General features: G+C 39.4%; 2 protein-coding genes. Both read left to right on the forward strand.

Annotated elements, in window-relative coordinates; genetic code table 11:
• Positions 1-263, forward strand: a 263-nt coding sequence (locus LD39_RS19680; RefSeq protein ID WP_035552364.1) for a type I DNA topoisomerase, incomplete at its 5' end; no start/stop codon positions are given.
• 300 nt (positions 264-563) lie between these two features.
• Positions 564-1434, forward strand: an 871-nt coding sequence (gene xerC, locus LD39_RS19685) for a tyrosine recombinase XerC (RefSeq protein WP_035552366.1), incomplete at its 3' end; no start/stop codon positions are given.

Raw genomic sequence — 1434 nt, forward strand, 5'->3', positions numbered from 1 at the left:
GCAGGAACACGAAGCCGATCTTGAAAAAAGTCGGTGTAACCTGTCCGAAATGTAAGCAGGGTGAAGTGGTAGAAAGAAAAAGTAAGAAAAACCGTAAGTTCTTCGGCTGTGAACGCTACCCTGAATGTGATTTCATTTCCTGGGATAAACCGATCAGCCGTCCATGTCCGAAGTGTGAATCATTGCTGGTTGAAAAGAAATCGAAAAAAGGTACACAGATTCAATGTACAAACTGTGATTACAAAGAAGAACCTCAATCATAATCTCTAGTTATAAAACATGGAGCCACTGACTAACCTAGTAGTCAGTGGCTCCTTTTATTGTTAATAGAAATGAATTGACACTTTTCGACAAGACCGCTATAATTACGCTTTGGTAAGTCTACATACTTGACAGGTAATGGAAGTAGGAGCGTAAAAAAGCTCATCTTTTCAAAAAACTTGATTACAGTTCTATGTTTACGCTTGGAAACAATTCAGAATTTTGTTACATTTTAATTAAATTCATTGTCGTACGAATCAGAAATGTGATAAAATTTAAACGCCTTTGTGGGGTGACACATGATGAAACAAATGGAATCATATCAACGTTCGTTCATTGAGTACTTGAAAATTGAAAAAAACGCCTCACCTTTGACTGTTGAAAATTACAGTAAGGATATCGATGTTTTTGCGGATTTTTTAGAATCCGAAGGCTTGTCTTTAAATCAATGTGAATACTCAACAATTAGAATCTTTCTTTCACGCTTACATGAAGCGGAACTCTCTAGAAGGACTGTCTCTAGAAAGATATCCAGTTTACGAAGCTTTTTTCGATTTTTAGATCGAGAAGAGATTATTCAAAATAACCCTTTTGTGAATGTTTCGTTACCAAAAGAGAGCTACAAGATCCCTGAATTCTTTTATGAGGAAGAAATTAAGCAGCTATTTACAGTCAGTGATCTTACAGATCCTCTTGGGCAGAGGAATCAAGCGATTATCGAACTTCTCTATGGGACTGGTATCCGTGTGAATGAATGCACAACAATTGAGCTTAACGACATTGATTTTTCTTTATCTACTTTGCTCGTCCATGGAAAAGGACGGAAAGAAAGGTATGTACCCTTCGGCCAATTCGCATCACAGGCGTTGACAACGTATATAGAGAATGGTCGTATAGCCCTGAGCGCTAAAAGCACCCAGCAGACGCCTAAGCTTTTTCTGAATGCGAGGGGCGGTCCGCTTACGGCCAGAGGTTTACGATTGATTTTAGATAAGATGGTTGAGAAAGCGGCTTTGACAGTGGATATTCATCCACACAAACTTAGGCATACATTCGCTACACATATGTTGAATGCTGGGGCCGACCTGCGTTCTGTTCAAGAATTGCTGGGCCATGAACATCTCTCATCGACTCAGGTTTATACACACGTCACGAAAGATCGTTTACGGCAGG

This window comes from Halobacillus sp. BBL2006, assembly GCF_000786645.1.
Taxonomy (GTDB): domain Bacteria; phylum Bacillota; class Bacilli; order Bacillales; family Halobacillaceae; genus Halobacillus.